Here is a 15131-nt window from a genome sequence, read left to right on the forward strand (position 1 = left end):
TTCAGTACGTGCATTCGTTGTACTGGACCTCGGTGACGCGATGTCCAGCCGCCGCGGCGTCGACAGCGCCCTGAGCCGTCTTGGCGACGGCGGCGGCCGGCTGAGCCACGCCTTCCAGCGACACCAGCGCCACGCAGCCGTCCTGCACCACTGCGAGCAGATCGCAGGGCGCGGAGCTGCCACCCATGCCGGGACCGGAACTGCACACACCCAGGGTCGCGTTGATCGCATCGACCTCGCTCGCTGCATGGTTGACCCACACTGCGAAGCCACCGTTGGGCCAGCCGGTGCGGCCGTCGGGGTCGTAGGCGATGGCGGCCCACTCGCCGGGCGCGGCATGGGCCGTTGGGATCGCTGACGCCATGCACAGTGCCGTCCCTAGCAGGACACCACAACGAGCAAGCCGTTTCATGTCGTCGTCCTTCCTGACGTGTGGTGGCGTGAGCCCGATATACCCCAGAATGGACCGCCGGACACCGGCGCGGTGATTGAATGACCTGACAACGTCGCATCGAAAGAGGCGTCTCATGACTGGTCACGGTCCGGTGGGGGATTCACCCGAAATCTTCTCCGAAGAGGAGGAGTTCGCCTCCGGCCGAAGCGCTGTCAGGATCGCGTCGGTAGCCGCCCTCGGCGGACTGTTGTTCGGTTATGACAGCGCGGTGATCAACGGCGCGGTCGACTCGATCCAGAAGCACTTCCAGGTCGGCAACTACACGTTGGGCAACGCGGTGGCCTCCGCACTGCTCGGCGCGGCTTTGGGCGCCGTGACCGCTGGACGGATTGCCGACAGGATCGGCCGCATTGCTGTGATGAAGCTTGCGGCGGTGCTGTTTTTGATCAGCGCGATCGGCACCGGCTTGGCCGCCAGCGTGTGGCTGGTGGTGCTGTTCCGAATCATCGGCGGCATCGGAGTGGGCGTCGCGTCGGTGATCGCCCCGGCGTACATCGCCGAGACGTCGCCGCCGAGTATTCGTGGCCGGCTGGGCTCGCTTCAGCAGCTGGCGATCGTCTCCGGGATATTTCTGTCACTGGCGATCGACTGGGTGCTGGCCAATCTCGCCGGGGGTGCCGGCGAAGAACTCTGGTTCAAGCTTGAAGCGTGGCGGTGGATGTTCCTGCTCATGGCGGTTCCGGCAATCGTCTACGGCACGCTGGCGTTCACGATCCCCGAGTCGCCGCGCTATCTCGTTGCCACACACCGCGTTCCGGAGGCGCGTCGGGTACTGACGCGCCTGCTCGGTGCGAAGAACCTGGAGATCACCATCAACCGAATCCAGGCGACGTTGCGCGCCGAGAAGCCGCCGTCATGGCGAGACCTGCGCAAGCCGACGGGCGGCATCTACGGAATCGTCTGGGTAGGCCTCGGACTGTCGATCTTTCAGCAGTTCGTCGGCATCAACGTCATCTTCTACTACTCCAATGTGCTGTGGCAGGCCGTCGGGTTCGGCGAGGAGTCGTCGTTCACGATCACGGTCATCACGTCGATCACCAACATCTTGACCACGCTGATCGCGATCGCGTTGGTGGACAAGATAGGTCGCAAGCCGTTGTTGTTGATCGGCTCGACGGGCATGGCGGTCACGCTGGGCACGATGGCGGTGATCTTCGGAACTGCCGCGGTGGTCGACGGCAAGCCGCAACTGGGCGGCGTGACGGGTCCGATCGCGTTGATCGCCGCCAACTTGTTCGTGGTGGCGTTCGGCATGTCGTGGGGCCCGGTCGTCTGGGTGCTGCTCGGCGAGATGTTCCCGAACCGGATCCGCGCCGCTGCGTTGGGCCTTGCCGCCGCCGGGCAGTGGGTGGCCAACTGGCTCATCACGTTCACGTTCCCACAGCTTCGCGACGTGCTGGGGCTTGCGTACGGGTTTTACGCACTGTGCGCAGTGCTGTCGCTGGTGTTCGTCTGGCGGTGGGTGGAGGAGACCAAGGGCAAGACGCTAGAAGACATGCACGCCGAAGTGTTGCGGCACGAGCAAGCCGCCACCTGACAGATTCGATGCGTCGACTCTGCGGTGAGAGCGTCCTCTTCTCGAACGTTCGCGATCTGGACGCAGAGTCGAGATCAGTCGGGTGGGCGAAACGGCGGGAAAGGCGCGCTGCCCCAGCTGAATTGCGGCCATTGGCTTGGAAACTCGGGTCGCACAAAGTCGTCTTCATAGGGCGAGCAGCCGACGGTGTGGGCGATTTCGAGGACCGGACCGACGAGTTGGGTCAAGTCTGGAAAGTCGTGAGGTGCATGAACGGAAATCCTGCAGTGACCGACGATTCCTACCACGTCGTTGACGTAATGCCGAAGGAAAACGAACTCGCCAGGGCCCAGGCCGCTGACCTCCGATGCCATGCCGGGTTCGTAGGGGCCCTCGCCGGTGACCTCCTCGCGCAGTTCAGCCAAGGTCGTGGCGATGTCAGCGATCGGTCTGATGAACACACTCGCTCTCGGTTGTCCGGTAATACGGTCGAACCAACGGCATTCCAGCCCCTCGGGCTCCTCTAGTGGATATAGCGGATCGGCCTCGGGTCTCCAAAGGATGAACCGACTGACGTGGAGATACGGCTCAAGGATGGCCGTGATCTTGGCTAGGCGCTGAGTATAGGTACGTAACTCATCTGACATGCCAACTCCGCTACTTCGTACTTATCGGGTATGCCGTGATGATCTTGCCGTCGCTCGCGGAAATCACGACATGAACCTTCCACGTCGACGGGCCGGTGATTTCACCTCTGGCGTTGATGGGAAATATCGCTCGCTCCACCGCGAACGTGTCGTTGTCTTGTCGATACGTTACTGATTCTGGGTATGCCAGGGCTGCGCCGATTGTGTAATCCGCAACATTGCGCCAGTTGCCCATCCACGGGAACGTGAATGCCTGCCAATCGTCACCGTGCTTAGCGGCGATGTGCTCGAACCCGAATTTGTCGGTTCCGCAGTAGAGCTGGCTGTCACCGCCCGGCAGCGAGCGATAACCGGCGCTGAGCGCGCAATTTTAGCCGCATCGTTGAGGGAGTCGACCGCGCGTAGAACTTGTCCGCGGTCAGCGTGCGCGCGCGTCCGTGCTGCATCGGCTGCGGCCCCTTCCCATTCGGTGCCTCCGGGCAAATGTGCCGCTCGATGCACGTTCGTGAAAGCGCGCTCCCAGGCTGAGCCGGTGCTGGCCAACTGCTGGGCGGCGACGAGAAGGTGGTTCGTATCCCAGCTTTCGATCTGCGTCAGGGTTGGCAGCAAGTTCGCAATGCTCTCGCCGAAGACTCTTCGATCGACCCGTAATCGCGGGCCGTCGTGGCCGCATGCTCGCTCGTCGCGGCCAACCTCTCGATGAGAGTGCGGTGAGCGGCGATCACAACGTTGTGCAATGCCGCGACCGCGGCCGTCGTCGGCTGGCATGTCGTGTGGAAGGCCATATCCGCTGACGTTGCGGCGAGCGCTTCCGCTTCGTGCAGACACTGCCGCGCAAAGATGTCCAGTCCGGCGATGTCGGCCGTGATCTTGTCCATGCTTCGAGCCTAAGAGCCGCAACCAGCAGCTCAAGACACTAATTCGGGGTGCTCCGCTGCAAACCGGCGTGACCCGATGTGGGCTCCCATGAAACAATCGCGACCCGTGAAGACGTTCGACGCGCTGTTCGCCGAGCTGAGCGAGAAGGCGCGCACCCGGCCGGCCGGCAGCGGTACCGTGGCCGCGCTCGAGCGCGGCATCCACGGGCTGGGGAAGAAGATTCTCGAAGAAGCCGGCGAGGTGTGGCTGGCCGCCGAACACCAAGGCGACGACGAACTCGCCGAAGAGATCAGTCAGCTGCTGTACTGGACGCAGGTCCTGATGATCGCCCGCGGACTATCCCTCGACGACGTGTATCGGAAGCTGTAGATGCTGCGAGTTGCCGTGCCCAACAAGGGCGCACTGAGCGAGCCGGCCATCGAGATCCTGGTCGAGGCCGGCTATCGGCGTCGCAGCGATCCGAAGGATCTCACCGTCATTGATCCCGCCAACGACGTCGAGTTTTTCTTCCTGCGGCCCAAAGACATTGCGATATATGTGGGTTCGGGTGATCTCGACCTCGGCATCACCGGCCGCGACCTCGCGCAGGAATCCCAGGCGCCGGTGCGGGAGCGGCTCGCGCTGGGGTTTGGTTCCTCGAGCTTCCGCTACGCCGCGCCGACTGGCCGCGACTGGGCGGTGGCCGATCTCGCCGGCAAGCGCATCGCCACAGCTTACCCGAACCTGGTACGAAAAGATCTGTCCGACAAGGGAATCGACGCGACCGTCATCCGCCTCGACGGTGCTGTGGAGATTTCGGTGCAATTGGGTGTGGCCGACGCGGTCGCCGACGTCGTCGGATCGGGCCGCACCCTGCGCAGCCACAACTTGGTGGCTTTCGGTGAGCCACTGTGTGATTCGGAAGCCGTGCTGATCGAGCGTGAAACGCCCGACGAGAACACGGCGGCTGCGCGCGATCAACTGGCGGCGAGGGTGCAGGGCGTCGTTTTCGGCCAGCAATATCTGATGCTCGACTACGACTGCCCGCGCCAGGTGCTCGACCGTGCGGCCGCGATAACACCCGGGCTCGAATCGCCGACCATCGCGCCACTGGCCGACCCGGACTGGGTGGCGGTGCGAGCGTTGGTGCCGCGTAAAGACGTGAACGCGATCATGGATCAGCTTGCCGGTATCGGCGCCAAAGCGATTCTGGCGTCCGATATCCGGTTCTGTCGCTTCTAAGCTGGCGCGGTGCTAGCGTCCCCGGGGTGAACACGGCTGCGTTACTAGGACTTGCCGTCCTGCTCGGCGTCGTCGCCGGTCTGCGAGCGCTGACGGCCCCGGCGGTGATCAGCTGGGCGGCGTTCCTCAATTGGATTCCAGTGGACGACAAATGGTCGTTCTGGATGGCACATCCGATCACGGTCGCCGTCCTCACTGTGCTGGCGGTCGGGGAATTCGTCACCGACCAGCTGCCCAAGACCCCGAGTCGCAAGACCACACCCCAGTTCGCCACCCGACTGCTCACCGGCGCGTTCGCGGGCGCGGTCCTCGGTTCGGCATGGCATCACACCTTCGCCGCACTCGGGGCCGGGGTCATCGGCGCTGTGCTCGGCACGCTCGGCGGTTACGAGGCGCGTACTCGTTTGACTGCGAAAACCGGTGGCCGCGACCTGCCCATCGCAGTCGTCGAAGACGTCGTCGCCGTGGGCGGCGGCTTCCTCGTCGCCTACTTAGCCAGCCTTCTGTGACACAGCGGTTCGACGCGGTCGTCGTCGGCGCCGGACAAGCTGGACCGCCGCTCGCCGGCCGGCTCACCGACGCTGGCCAGACCGTTGCGGTGGTGGAGCGCAAGCACATTGGTGGAACATGTGTCAACACCGGATGCATCCCCACCAAGACGCTGGTGGCTTCGGCACACGCCGCACATCTCGCCCGCCGTGGCGATGACTACGGAGTCGGCACCGGCGTCGTCTCCGTCGACATGGCAAAGGTCAAGGCCCGCAAGGACAAGATCATGCTCGACGACCGGGCCGGTGTCGAGTCCTGGTTGGCAGACATGAACGGCTGCAACGTCATTCGCGGGCACGCTAGATTCGAAGATCCACACACCTTGCGCGTCGACGACGAACTGATCTCAGCCGACAGAATCTTTCTCAACGTCGGTGGGCGAGCCGCCGTGCCGGACATCCCCGGCTTGGCCGACGTCGACTACCTGACCAACGTCTCGATCCTCGAACTCGACGAGGTGCCAGAGCATCTCGTCATCATCGGCGGCAGTTACATCGCGCTGGAATTTGCGCAGATGTACCGGCGGTTCGGCGCCGAGGTGACGGTTGTGCAGCGCGGCGCGCGGCTCGCTGGCCGGGAGGACCCGGACGTGTCAGCCGCCATCAAGGACATCCTCGAGCGTGAAGGCATCGCAGTTGTGTTGGGCGCCAATGAAATTCGCATCAGCCGCAACGGGGAGCGGCTTGCCGTGACTACGCGTGCCGCCGCCGAGCCGATCGTCGGCTCGCATCTGTTACTCGCCGTCGGTCGTCAACCCAACACCGACGATCTAGGCCTCGATCGTGCCGGAGTGCAGACGGACAATCGCGGGTTCATTGTGGTGAACGACCAATTGCGCACGAACGTCGACCACATCTGGGCGATGGGGGATTGCAACGGTCGCGGCGCCTTCACACACACCTCGTACAACGACTTCGAGATCGTCGCGGCCAACCTGCTCGACAACGACCCGCGGCGGGTCAGCGACCGGATTCCCACCTACGCGTTGTACATCGATCCGCCGTTGGGGCGCGCCGGACAGACCGTCACGCAGGTTCAGCAATCCGGGCGCAAGGCGCTGCTGGGTTCCCGGCCGATGACACGAGTGGGACGCGCGGTGGAGAAGGGCGAGACCCAAGGCTTCATGAAAGTCGTCGTCGACGCCGACACCCACGAAATTCTCGGCGCGGCGATCCTAGGGGTCGGCGGCGACGAGGTGATCCACGCGATCCTCGACGTGATGTCAGCCAAGGCGCCGTACGACACGCTGGCGCGGACCATGCACATCCACCCGACCGTCAGCGAGCTGCTACCGACGATGCTGCAGGAGATGACCCCGCTTTAGCTGCAGGCGGCTAGGCCACCCGACGACCGCGCGCGAGCGCCCGACGAACGTCGGCGGGTGCTTCGTTGGACGGCTCGACCACGACGGCCGTCGGCGTCGATTTCCCGACGGGCTTGGCAACGACCGCGACCCGACAGGAGGCGCGCCCGACGAGCGCCGCGGCCGTCGAGCCGAGAGTGGTGCTGGCCAGCCGGCCCATGCCGACCGCCCCGACGCACAGCAAGTCGGCGTACCGAGATTCGCGGGCGAGGACCTTGTTCGCGGCACCAGAAGCGAGAACAGTCTCCACCTTGACCGGATCGTCCTGTGCCGCAACAGCTTTCTCGGCTACCCGCAATGCCAGCTCGGCGATCGCAATGCGGAACTCGTCACCGGGCGTAGGCGGTGGGTTGACGTAAACCAGCCGCAGCGGCACGTCCCGGGCGAGCGCCTCGTCGACGGCCCACAGCGCGGCTGCGATCGCTTCTTGGGACCCGTCGATTCCAACGACGACCGGTTTGGGCGACGAATGCTTCAGCATGCCGCTGACCCTATTGGTCGAAGGGAAGCGAAACTGGAGTCTTTAGTCCCTCAGCGCCCGACAATGGTCTCTTGTTGACCGGCAGCCAGTTCGGCCATGCGTCCGGCGAGCAGTTGGCGGGTAACCGTCGCGACCCGGTTTCCGAGGTGCTCGCACGTGCGCACGTCGGCGTCGTGAACCGCAGAAGCGTCGGCATCGACGTCGGTAGCGGCGCCTGCGCCGAGCCAGAATCCCAGGCGATTGAGGTCGTTTTCGCTCCCTACGGAGCTGTTCCACCCGGGACCGAGGCCCACGCTCACCCAATGCATGTGGTGTTGCGCGGCGAACGCGGCCAGCGACGTCAACGTATGCAGCTTGTCTCCGCTCTTGGCGCCGGAGTTGGTGAACCCGGCGGCCACCTTGTCGCGCCAGGTGCCGTTGACGCAACGCCTGCCGGTGCGTTCTGCGAACGCTTGAAAGGCCGCCGACACGTTGCCCATGTAGGTGGCACTGCCGAACACGATGCCGTCCGCGTCGTCGAGGAGGTCCCAGTGGTCGTCGGTCATGGCATCGACCGCGATCATGGTGGTAACGGCGCCTGCCTTTCGGGCACCGCGGCCCACCGCATCGGCAAGAACAGCGGTGTGTCCGAAGCCGGAGTGGTAGGCGATCACCAGCTGCGGAGCGCGTAAACCGTTGTGCGACATCAGCTCCCCTTCGGTTGAACATCGGTCCCGGCGATCTCTTGGTAGCGCTGCAACCAATTGGGCAGCGGCCTGCCGCCGAGGTGGGCTGCGAGTCGGTCGAGGAAGGCGTGCGTGCCGGGCAGGAACCCGGTGGCATTGGGAACGCCGAGTCCGCGGTGGGTGAACCGCAACAGAGTCCCGTCTCCGTCGTCGTGGAGTTCGTATCGCACCACGCTGTCTTCGACCACCGACTGTTTCCACTCGTGCTCGAACACATGCGGCGGGTCCCAGACGAGAATGCGGCCGGTCACTCGCTTCTGCTCCGGCGGCAGCGGCGGACCAGTGGGCACCATGTCGATCCATCCGCCTTCGCGGCCGTCGATGACGGTGTCGCCCAGCCAGTTTCGGCGCTGCTCTGGGTCGGTGATGGCCGCCCACACCGCCTCGATCGGATGCGGCAGCCGCCGCTCGAACGTCAGCACCGCTCGGTCGCCTTCGATGGTGAGGCGGCCGTCGCGGTCGCTCATCGGCCGTGCCCCTGGTCGAGATGACGCTCCAGTGCATCGAGGCGATTGCTCCAGTAGCGGCGGTACCGGCTGATCCAGTCGTCGATTTGCATGAGGCCGTCGGCGCGCAGCGCGTAGATCCGGCGCTGAGCCTCGGGCCGCACCTCGACCAGGCCCACCTCCCGCAACACCCGCAAGTGGCGCGATACCGACGGCTGGGTGAGCCCGGGCAAGGTGGCCACCAGTTCGCCTGCCGTCCGCTCGCCGTCGGCGAGCGCGTCCAGAAGCGCGCGGCGGTTGGGCTCTGCTACCGCCTCGAACACATCCATGGCGCAAGTATTCCAGCAAATCTATATAGAAGCAAGCAGATATATGCTGCTATCGTCGTTGCACCAACAACGTCTGCGCGCACACGCCGATGAATCCGCTGCGGTCGAAAATCTCCGCGGTGGTGACTCCGATTCCGTCCGGCCCGATCGATCCCCGCGCGCGCAGCGCAAATTCCTGCCCGGACGGCAGCCGGTGCAGGTGCACCACGGTGTCGGTGTTCATGAACACGAACCGGCGAAAGTCCAGTGCCGAGCCGACACCGTTGGCTGAGTCCACCGCCAGCAGCAGTTTGTCTAGCGGCGTAGTCTCGTCGCCCTCGATGAGGTCGCCTTGCGGGCTGAGCCAGAAGATCGCGGCGCCCGACGGGTCGTCGGCTTGCCGCCGCCAGTTCACGCTGCCCAGATAGCCGGTCATGTCCCACCAGTCGTGCGGCAGGGGCTGTGGCTCGCCTTCGGCCAGCGGGGGATAGCGGTCCGATGCCACGTCGCTGGTGTCGCTGGTGGCGATGGCCCACGCGGTGACCCGTGCTACCGGACGTGAGTCGTCAGCGGGGGTCATTTCCGCGGCGAGCAGTGAGATCCGCCGGCCGGGACGGTCCACCCACCCACGGACTCTGACGGGCGCGACGGGAATCGCGCCGAGAATGTCGAGCGTCAGCCGGCCCAGCCGCAGCCGCGGATCGACAAGCCGAGCGATCGCGTTGCCCAGGAGCGCCAGCGGCGGGGAGCCGTGCTGGATCGCGGGGTCCCAATTGCTGCAGGTGAATTCGGTCGACTGGTAAACCTCATAGTCGCCGTCGGTCCCAAGCCGGCGGTAGTAACACCCGCTCATGCGACCTGGGGCCAGCCGGGGTAAGGCGGTGGAGTCCCGCCGAACACCGGACAGTGGGCTTGGTGGGCACACCAGTCACACAGCCGCGACTGTTTCGGCCGGAAATCGCCTGTGGCACCGGCCGATTGGATCGCCCGCCAGATGGCCATCAGCGTCTTCTCGAAACGCAACAGCTCGTCGAGCTCGGGGGAGTAGTCCAGTATTTGACCGTCGGCCAGATACAGCAACCGCAGTCGGGTGGCCAGTACGCCGCGCGACCGCAGCAGCGCCACCGCGTAGAACTTCATCTGAAACATTGCCTTGAACTCGGCCAGCGCGCGCGCTTCCGGTGGAGCCTTGCCGGTCTTGTAGTCGACCACCCGCAGTTCGCCGGTGGGAGCGACGTCGATCCGGTCGATGAACCCCCGCAGCAGCGTGCCGTCCGCCAACTCGACCTCGACGCGTTGTTCGCAACTGTCCGGCTCGAACCGGGTGGGGTCTTCCAGCCGGTAATAGCCCGACAGCAGCGCCCGGGCTTCGCCGAGCACGGTATCGCGTTGTTCCGGTGTGACGCTGGCAGCCAGTTCCGGTTCGGCTGCCACCACCCGGTCCCATGCCGGGGCGAGCAGCGACATCGCGGCGGCGGGCCGGCGTTCCGGCGCGGGCAGGGCGTAGAGCTGCTCGAGTGCCGCATGCACGACGGATCCGCGCAGTTGAGCAGCGGAGGTCGGCTCGGGCAGTCGGTCGATGGCACGGAAGCGGTACAGCAGCGGGCACTGCTTGAAATCGCCGGCGCGCGACGGCGACAACGCCGGCCGGGACAACTGGCCGGTCGGTCGAGCGCTCATGGGGGCAGCGTAGGTCGACGCACCGACAACCCCGGGCATGTCGTGCGGCGCGTCTGCTGGCACGCTTGACAGCCGTGCGTCGTACGGGGCCTTTCGAAGTGGGTGATCGCGTGCAGCTCACCGACGCCAAGGGCCGCCACTACACCGTCGTGCTTACCCCCGGCGCGGAGTTTCACACGCATCGCGGCTACGTCTCCCACGACGCAGTGATCGGCCAGCCCGAAGGCAGCGTCGTCAAGGCCACCAACGGCGACCAGTTCCTGGCGATGCGGCCGTTGCTCGTCGACTACGTGCTGTCGATGCCGCGCGGCGCGCAAGTGATCTACCCCAAGGATGCGGCGCAGATCGTGCATGAGGGCGACGTCTTTCCCGGCGCGCGGGTGCTGGAAGCCGGCGCCGGATCGGGAGCGATGACGTGCTCGCTGCTGCGCGCCGTCGGCCCGACCGGCCGGGTGATCTCCTACGAGCTACGCGACGACCACGCGGTGCACGCCGAGCGCAACGTCGTCACGTTCTTCGGGGACCGGCCCGAGAACTGGGATCTGGTGATCGCCGACGTCGCCGACTACCGCGGCGAGCAGGTCGACCGGGTGGTGCTGGACATGCTGGCGCCGTGGGAAGTGCTCGATGCAGTGGCCGACGCAGTGGTGGCCGGAGGCGTGCTGGTCATCTACGTCGCGACGGTCACGCAGCTGTCGCGCACAGTCGAGGCGCTGCGCCAGCAACAGTGCTGGACCGAGCCGAGGTCATGGGAGACGCTGCAGCGGTACTGGGACGTCGTCGGACTGGCGGTACGCCCCGAGCACCGGATGCGCGGTCACACTGCGTTTCTGATCAGCACTCGTCGGCTCGCTCCGGGAGCTGTCGCCCCGACGCCTGCGCGTCGCAAACGCCGCTGACCTCCGCGATTCAGAAGTCGTCGCTTCGGTGCAGGCCGCGCCGGGTAGAGAGCAGCTGGACCTCAGGGCGTGCGGCCACCAGTCGTTCAGCGGCGTCGAGCACCTCCACCACATGCGCGCGGTCGGCCGCGGTCACCGCAACGCCGACGGCGGCGCGTCGATACAGCTCCATCGCGCCGGTTTCGGCCGCTGAGATCGAAAATCGCCGGCGCAGTTCCGCGATCAGCGGCCGCACCACCGAGCGTTTCTCCTTCAGCGAATGCACGTCCCCGAGCAGCAGGTCGAACTCCAGCCACCCGATCCACATCGCAACGTCAGCCCGTCGGCGACGGCGACGGAGTCGCCGGATTCTGCCCGTACGTCAACAGGATGTCGGCCGTCGTCTTCGATAGCTGCCAGCCGCCGTGACCGTCGGGCTTGAACTCCATCGGAAACGTGAATCCGTTGGTCATCGCCGGATTCTCGCTGTGCACGGTCACGTCCGCGGTGACGTTGCCGGCGGGGTCACTGGCCCACGCGATGTTCTCGGCGGTGAAGCCGACGGGGGTATAGCCGCTGTCCTGCAATGCTTTTCCGAACTTGTCCAGCTGCTCGGCGCTGGGACCGCCCTCGACGAGCGCGACCTTCTGGTCGCCCGGCACGGACGTGTCGGCGAGCCGGTACAGCACGTCGGTGAGCGCTTCAGGGGGCGGCAGCGGGACGTCGGGCGGCGGAGCGGCGATCACCGATGTCTGGGTCGTGGTCGGCGACGACGACTCAGACGCGGCCGGGTGATTGTCGTTGCCACAGGCGGGCAGCCACGCAACCACAGCAGCGACGACCACAGCCAGAGCCGTCGAGCGCCGCCACACCGTCAGACGGATCAACCGCCCGCCGTCGCCGCCTGCAGCAGCGATATGGCAGAGGACTTCGACACCATCCAGCCCTGAGGGCCGCCGGGAACGAACACGACCGGCCGGGTGACCGGAGCCAGTTGCGGACCAGACGCGGTGACTTGCGCGGTGACCGAACCGTCGGCCGCCGGCGCCGAGACGCTGGACACCGAAATGTTCAGCGGCAGCTGACCCTTCTGGCGCGCCTGCGCTAACGCCTTGTTGGCCTGGTGGCCTTCGAGGATGCCGACGCCGCCCTGGATCAAAGCTGAATTTTCGGTGACGGTGGCGCCGTTGGCGATCTGGTTGAGGATGCCGGCCAGTTCACCGGCGAGCGCGGGATCGCTGTCCATGGGCAGCGGCGCGCCGAAAACCACGGGTGTGACGCCCGGCGACGCGGTGACTGCGATCGGTGCCGTCGAGGTCAGACCAGCGGCCACGCCACCGATCAGGGCGGCGGCTGCAATGCCAGTGGTTAGGGATTTCAGGCTCACAAATGTCCTTTCGTTCCGCCCGGCTGAGCCGTAACGGTAGCAGTCAAAGTGGCACGCGCAGTTTTTAGACCGCACACGAAAGCGAATTCGCCGGTAGCGTTGGGGTGTCCACCGCGCCAACGTACGGTGCCCGAGAGGAGCGCAACATGAGCGAGGCAGAGCGTTCCGAGCGGTTCGGAACACCGATGTCCAGCGACGACGCTGCCGAACTCGAGGAACTGCGCCGCGAGGCAGCAGCTCTTCGCGAACAACTCGAAGCTGCCCTCAACACCCAAGGCGGGCTGCGTGGTGCGCGTGACGTGCACCAACTCGAAGCCCGTATCGACTCGCTCGCCGCACGCAACGCGAAGTTAATGGAGACTCTTAAAGAAGCGCGCCAGCAGCTTCTTGCACTGCGCGAAGAGGTCGACCGGCTGGGCCAGCCACCCAGTGGCTACGGCGTGCTGCTGTCGGTGCAGGACGACGACACTGTCGACGTGTTCACGTCGGGCCGCAAGATGCGCCTGACGTGCTCGCCCAACATCGACGTGCGGTCGCTGAAGAAGGGCCAGACGGTCCGGCTGAACGAGGCGCTGACGGTCGTCGAGGCCGGGCATTTCGAAGCGGTCGGCGAGATCAGCACGCTTCGTGAGATCCTCGCCGACGGTCACCGCGCTCTGGTGGTCGGCCACGCCGACGAGGAGCGCATCGTGTGGCTGGCCGAGCCGCTGCTGGCCGCCGAAGACATGGCCCCCGAGGTCGCCGACGCGCTCGACGACCTGGACCGGCCGCGCAAGCTGCGCCCCGGCGACTCGCTGTTGGTGGACACCAAGGCCGGTTACGCCTTCGAGCGCATCCCCAAGGCCGAGGTCGAGGATCTCGTGCTCGAGGAGGTGCCCGACGTCAGCTACAACGACATCGGCGGCCTGTCCCGCCAGATCGAGCAGATCCGCGACGCCGTCGAGTTGCCATTCCTGCACAAGGAGCTCTACCGCGAGTACATGCTGCGGCCGCCCAAAGGTGTGCTGTTGTACGGTCCTCCCGGTTGCGGCAAGACGCTGATCGCGAAGGCAGTTGCCAACTCGCTGGCCAAGAAGATGGCCGAGGTCCGCGGCGACGACTCCCGCGAGGCGAAGTCCTACTTCCTCAACATCAAGGGCCCTGAGCTGCTGAACAAGTTCGTCGGCGAGACCGAGCGTCATATCCGGCTGATCTTCCAGCGTGCGCGAGAGAAGGCATCCGAGGGCACGCCGGTGATCGTGTTCTTCGACGAGATGGACTCGATCTTCCGCACCCGCGGCACGGGGGTTTCGTCGGACGTGGAGACCACGGTGGTGCCCCAGCTGCTGAGCGAGATCGACGGTGTCGAGGGGCTGGAGAACGTCATCGTGATCGGCGCCTCCAACCGCGAGGACATGATCGATCCGGCGATCCTGCGGCCCGGCCGCCTCGACGTCAAGATCAAGATCGAGCGCCCGGATGCCGAAGCGGCGCAAGACATCTTCAGCAAGTACCTCACCGAGGAGTTGCCGCTGCACGCCGACGACCTCGCCGAGTTCGGCGGCGACCGCACCTTGTGCATCAAGGCGATGATCGAGAAGGTCGTCGAGCGGATGTACGCCGAGATCGACGACAACCGGTTCCTGGAGGTCACCTACGCCAACGGCGACAAGGAAGTCATGTACTTCAAGGACTTCAACTCCGGGGCGATGATCCAAAACGTCGTCGACCGCGCCAAGAAGTATGCGATCAAATCCGTGCTGGAGACGGGTCAGCCCGGCCTGCGCATCCAGCACCTGCTCGACTCGATCGTCGACGAGTTCGCCGAGAACGAAGACCTGCCCAACACCACCAATCCCGATGACTGGGCACGGATCTCGGGCAAGAAGGGCGAGCGGATCGTCTACATCCGCACGCTGGTCACCGGCAAGAGCAGCAGCGCGAGCCGCGCCATCGACACCGAAAGCAACCTCGGGCAGTACCTGTAGGTATGCGTTCGGCGGTCGTCGCCGCAGGAATGGACGCGCGCGCCTACCGCCTGCCGTGGCGATCCGGCACGACGGTGTACGAACTCGACCAGCCCGAGGTGATCACCGTCAAAGAGGATCGGCTCGCCGGTGAGCAGCCGCGCTGCCGCCGTGTTGCGGTGGGCGTCAACCTCGCCGACGACTGGCCCGATGCCCTTGAAGCCCAAGGTTTTTCACCGTCGACGCCCACGGCCTGGTTGGTCGAGGGGCTGCTGCAATACCTCGACGAATCGGCGGTCGAGGACTTGTTCACGCGCATCGACAAGCTCTCGGCGCCGGGGTCTGTGCTGTTGTACGACATCGTCGGGGAGCTGCTGTTCGAGGCGCCCTTCCTGCAGCCGACGTTGCAGTACATGCGCGAACTCGGAGCGGAGTGGAAGTTCGGCACGGACAGCCCCGCAGCCCTCGTAACGGGCCGCGGTTGGACGGCCACCGTGACCGACGTGGCAGAGCCCGGGACGAGGTGGCATCGGTGGGAGCATCCGCCGGTTCCGCTGGATGTGCCCGCGCCGCGCGGCTATTTCGTCATCGCGACCAAGTCATAGCCGTCAGGCTTCCGCTGCGACAGCACCGATGGCAACCCGTTGTCCC

Annotated in this window: 20 protein-coding genes and 1 pseudogene; 8 read left to right on the forward strand and 13 right to left on the reverse strand. The window is 65.6% G+C overall.

What is annotated here, in order from left to right; genetic code table 11:
- Position 1: 1 nt before the first annotated feature.
- On the reverse strand, positions 2-364 hold the full coding sequence (locus tag AC5Y4C_RS18420; protein ID WP_499964526.1) for a hypothetical protein: 363 nt from the start codon (positions 362-364) through the stop codon (positions 2-4).
- A gap of 163 nt (positions 365-527) precedes the next feature.
- Here AC5Y4C_RS18420 and AC5Y4C_RS18425 point away from each other — a divergent pair, with 163 nt between their 5' ends.
- Positions 528-1991: a sugar porter family MFS transporter gene (locus AC5Y4C_RS18425; protein ID WP_499964525.1), complete on the forward strand. Its 1464-nt coding sequence runs from the start codon at positions 528-530 to the stop codon at positions 1989-1991.
- Positions 1992-2065: 74 nt separating this feature from the next.
- On the opposite strand, the gene AC5Y4C_RS18430 is transcribed toward AC5Y4C_RS18425, so the two are convergent.
- From AC5Y4C_RS18430 to AC5Y4C_RS18440, 3 genes and pseudogenes are all read right to left on the reverse strand, one after another.
- Positions 2066-2617, reverse strand: a complete 552-nt coding sequence (locus AC5Y4C_RS18430) for a DUF7956 family protein (RefSeq protein ID WP_499908097.1) — start codon at positions 2615-2617, stop codon at positions 2066-2068.
- Between the two features lie 10 nt (positions 2618-2627).
- Positions 2628-2978 (reverse strand): annotated as a pseudogene (locus AC5Y4C_RS18435) (DUF4226 domain-containing protein); the annotation flags it as partial.
- 232 nt (positions 2979-3210) lie between these two features.
- Positions 3211-3495, reverse strand: a complete 285-nt coding sequence (locus AC5Y4C_RS18440; RefSeq protein ID WP_499908099.1) for a hypothetical protein — start codon at positions 3493-3495, stop codon at positions 3211-3213.
- Between the two features lie 88 nt (positions 3496-3583).
- Between AC5Y4C_RS18440 and AC5Y4C_RS18445 the strand changes: the two genes are divergently transcribed.
- From AC5Y4C_RS18445 to AC5Y4C_RS18460, 4 genes are read left to right on the forward strand one after another with little or no spacing between them, the layout of a single operon-like run.
- On the forward strand, positions 3584-3865 hold the full coding sequence (locus AC5Y4C_RS18445; protein WP_499908100.1) for a phosphoribosyl-ATP diphosphatase: 282 nt from the start codon (positions 3584-3586) through the stop codon (positions 3863-3865).
- A complete protein-coding gene (gene hisG, locus AC5Y4C_RS18450) occupies positions 3866-4717 on the forward strand; it encodes an ATP phosphoribosyltransferase (RefSeq protein ID WP_499964523.1) in 852 nt (283 codons plus the stop codon).
- Between the two features lie 26 nt (positions 4718-4743).
- Positions 4744-5226: a DUF4126 family protein gene (locus AC5Y4C_RS18455; protein ID WP_499964521.1), complete on the forward strand. Its 483-nt coding sequence runs from the start codon at positions 4744-4746 to the stop codon at positions 5224-5226.
- Positions 5223-6590 carry an FAD-containing oxidoreductase gene (locus AC5Y4C_RS18460; RefSeq protein ID WP_499964519.1) on the forward strand — a complete coding sequence of 456 codons (1368 nt, stop codon included), beginning with the start codon at positions 5223-5225 and terminating at the stop codon, positions 6588-6590. The genes AC5Y4C_RS18455 and AC5Y4C_RS18460 overlap by 4 nt, the downstream gene beginning before the upstream one ends.
- A gap of 10 nt (positions 6591-6600) precedes the next feature.
- Here AC5Y4C_RS18460 and AC5Y4C_RS18465 read toward each other — a convergent pair whose 3' ends face one another.
- The 6 genes from AC5Y4C_RS18465 to AC5Y4C_RS18490 are packed head-to-tail and all read right to left on the reverse strand — an operon-like array spanning position 6601 to position 10269.
- The gene (locus AC5Y4C_RS18465) at positions 6601-7110 is read right to left on the reverse strand and encodes a universal stress protein (RefSeq protein ID WP_499908104.1); all 510 of its coding nucleotides are present in this window, start codon (positions 7108-7110) and stop codon (positions 6601-6603) included.
- A 50-nt stretch (positions 7111-7160) separates the two neighbouring features.
- A complete protein-coding gene (locus AC5Y4C_RS18470) occupies positions 7161-7796 on the reverse strand; it encodes a flavodoxin family protein (RefSeq protein ID WP_499964516.1) in 636 nt (211 codons plus the stop codon).
- The gene (locus AC5Y4C_RS18475; protein ID WP_499908106.1) at positions 7796-8302 is read right to left on the reverse strand and encodes an SRPBCC family protein; all 507 of its coding nucleotides are present in this window, start codon (positions 8300-8302) and stop codon (positions 7796-7798) included. The genes AC5Y4C_RS18470 and AC5Y4C_RS18475 overlap by 1 nt, the downstream gene beginning before the upstream one ends.
- Positions 8299-8610: an ArsR/SmtB family transcription factor gene (locus tag AC5Y4C_RS18480; protein WP_500008508.1), complete on the reverse strand. Its 312-nt coding sequence runs from the start codon at positions 8608-8610 to the stop codon at positions 8299-8301. The genes AC5Y4C_RS18475 and AC5Y4C_RS18480 overlap by 4 nt, the downstream gene beginning before the upstream one ends.
- 49 nt (positions 8611-8659) lie before the next feature.
- On the reverse strand, positions 8660-9442 hold the full coding sequence (locus AC5Y4C_RS18485) for a thioesterase family protein (protein WP_499964512.1): 783 nt from the start codon (positions 9440-9442) through the stop codon (positions 8660-8662).
- Positions 9439-10269, reverse strand: a complete 831-nt coding sequence (locus AC5Y4C_RS18490) for a RecB family exonuclease (RefSeq protein WP_499964511.1) — start codon at positions 10267-10269, stop codon at positions 9439-9441. Before AC5Y4C_RS18490 ends, AC5Y4C_RS18485 begins: the two co-directional genes overlap by 4 nt.
- 74 nt (positions 10270-10343) lie before the next feature.
- Between AC5Y4C_RS18490 and AC5Y4C_RS18495 the strand changes: the two genes are divergently transcribed.
- Entirely contained in the window at positions 10344-11168 is an 825-nt protein-coding gene (locus AC5Y4C_RS18495) for a tRNA (adenine-N1)-methyltransferase (protein WP_499964510.1), read from the forward strand.
- A gap of 10 nt (positions 11169-11178) precedes the next feature.
- Here the strand turns inward: AC5Y4C_RS18495 and AC5Y4C_RS18500 are convergent, their stop codons facing one another.
- From AC5Y4C_RS18500 to AC5Y4C_RS18510, 3 genes are read right to left on the reverse strand one after another with little or no spacing between them, the layout of a single operon-like run.
- Complete coding sequence (locus tag AC5Y4C_RS18500) at positions 11179-11475, reverse strand: DUF503 domain-containing protein (protein WP_499964508.1); 297 nt, start codon at positions 11473-11475, stop codon at positions 11179-11181.
- Positions 11476-11482: 7 nt separating this feature from the next.
- On the reverse strand, positions 11483-12034 hold the full coding sequence (lppK, locus tag AC5Y4C_RS18505) for a lipoprotein LppK (RefSeq protein WP_499908112.1): 552 nt from the start codon (positions 12032-12034) through the stop codon (positions 11483-11485).
- A complete protein-coding gene (locus AC5Y4C_RS18510) occupies positions 12031-12534 on the reverse strand; it encodes an MTB12 family secreted protein (RefSeq protein ID WP_499964507.1) in 504 nt (167 codons plus the stop codon). Before AC5Y4C_RS18510 ends, lppK begins: the two co-directional genes overlap by 4 nt.
- 146 nt (positions 12535-12680) lie before the next feature.
- Here AC5Y4C_RS18510 and arc point away from each other — a divergent pair, with 146 nt between their 5' ends.
- Positions 12681-14501: a proteasome ATPase gene (gene arc / locus AC5Y4C_RS18515; RefSeq protein ID WP_499964506.1), complete on the forward strand. Its 1821-nt coding sequence runs from the start codon at positions 12681-12683 to the stop codon at positions 14499-14501.
- 2 nt (positions 14502-14503) lie between these two features.
- Complete coding sequence (locus AC5Y4C_RS18520; RefSeq protein ID WP_499964504.1) at positions 14504-15085, forward strand: SAM-dependent methyltransferase; 582 nt, start codon at positions 14504-14506, stop codon at positions 15083-15085.
- Positions 15086-15131: the final 46 nt, after the last annotated feature.

The sequence above is a fragment of the Mycobacterium sp. NGS35 genome, from assembly GCF_059812855.1.

Bases quoted from the DNA above. Each gene is read 5' to 3' on its own strand.
- AC5Y4C_RS18425 (WP_499964525.1), top strand. From the start codon at position 528: ATGACTGGTCACGGTCCGGTGGGGGATTCACCCGAAATCTTCTCCGAA.
- arc (WP_499964506.1), top strand. From the start codon at position 12,681: ATGAGCGAGGCAGAGCGTTCCGAGCGGTTCGGAACACCGATGTCCAGC.
- AC5Y4C_RS18475 (WP_499908106.1), bottom strand. From the start codon at position 8,302: ATGAGCGACCGCGACGGCCGCCTCACCATCGAAGGCGACCGAGCGGTG.
- AC5Y4C_RS18420 (WP_499964526.1), bottom strand. From the start codon at position 364: ATGGCGTCAGCGATCCCAACGGCCCATGCCGCGCCCGGCGAGTGGGCC.
- AC5Y4C_RS18465 (WP_499908104.1), bottom strand. From the start codon at position 7,110: ATGCTGAAGCATTCGTCGCCCAAACCGGTCGTCGTTGGAATCGACGGG.
- AC5Y4C_RS18520 (WP_499964504.1), top strand. From the start codon at position 14,504: ATGCGTTCGGCGGTCGTCGCCGCAGGAATGGACGCGCGCGCCTACCGC.
- AC5Y4C_RS18485 (WP_499964512.1), bottom strand. From the start codon at position 9,442: ATGAGCGGGTGTTACTACCGCCGGCTTGGGACCGACGGCGACTATGAG.
- AC5Y4C_RS18490 (WP_499964511.1), bottom strand. From the start codon at position 10,269: ATGAGCGCTCGACCGACCGGCCAGTTGTCCCGGCCGGCGTTGTCGCCG.
- hisG (WP_499964523.1), top strand. From the start codon at position 3,866: ATGCTGCGAGTTGCCGTGCCCAACAAGGGCGCACTGAGCGAGCCGGCC.
- AC5Y4C_RS18440 (WP_499908099.1), bottom strand. From the start codon at position 3,495: ATGGACAAGATCACGGCCGACATCGCCGGACTGGACATCTTTGCGCGG.
- AC5Y4C_RS18445 (WP_499908100.1), top strand. From the start codon at position 3,584: ATGAAACAATCGCGACCCGTGAAGACGTTCGACGCGCTGTTCGCCGAG.
- AC5Y4C_RS18480 (WP_500008508.1), bottom strand. From the start codon at position 8,610: ATGGATGTGTTCGAGGCGGTAGCAGAGCCCAACCGCCGCGCGCTTCTG.
- AC5Y4C_RS18470 (WP_499964516.1), bottom strand. From the start codon at position 7,796: ATGTCGCACAACGGTTTACGCGCTCCGCAGCTGGTGATCGCCTACCAC.
- AC5Y4C_RS18430 (WP_499908097.1), bottom strand. From the start codon at position 2,617: ATGTCAGATGAGTTACGTACCTATACTCAGCGCCTAGCCAAGATCACG.
- AC5Y4C_RS18500 (WP_499964508.1), bottom strand. From the start codon at position 11,475: ATGTGGATCGGGTGGCTGGAGTTCGACCTGCTGCTCGGGGACGTGCAT.